The organism is Pseudoalteromonas aliena, assembly GCF_038155085.1.
GTDB lineage: Bacteria > Pseudomonadota > Gammaproteobacteria > Enterobacterales > Alteromonadaceae > Pseudoalteromonas > Pseudoalteromonas aliena_A.
This window is the reverse complement of the sequence record NZ_JBAKAU010000096.1, coordinates 1-236: the sequence shown is the minus strand read 5'-3', so window position 1 is coordinate 236 and position 236 is coordinate 1. Positions and strand designations below refer to the sequence as shown.

Sequence of the window (236 nt, the reverse complement as noted above, 5' to 3'; positions counted from 1 at the left end):
CGCATTATTGTTGCAGAAAGCCTCTATCGTGGCTGGAGCTTAAATAACACCCCTCCTTATCATCGTGAGTAATACTTTGTCATGTTGAGACATAGACCCACGTTTCGCGACCATTCAGCAGAGGCAAATTTATTTGCACGTCGTGCATTTGTGTGTTTTGTTTTTGTATTGGGTTTAGTGGCAAGTTTGCTTTCAAACCTATACACCATTCAGGTAGAAGACCACCAAGATTACCA

At 41.9% G+C, this 236-nt stretch carries 1 pseudogene; it reads left to right on the top strand.

Features of this window, described 5'->3' with window-relative positions:
• A pseudogene (locus V6260_RS18685) lies at positions 1-72 on the top strand (23S rRNA (pseudouridine(1915)-N(3))-methyltransferase RlmH); the annotation flags it as partial.
• Between the last annotated feature and the right edge of the window lie 164 nt (positions 73-236).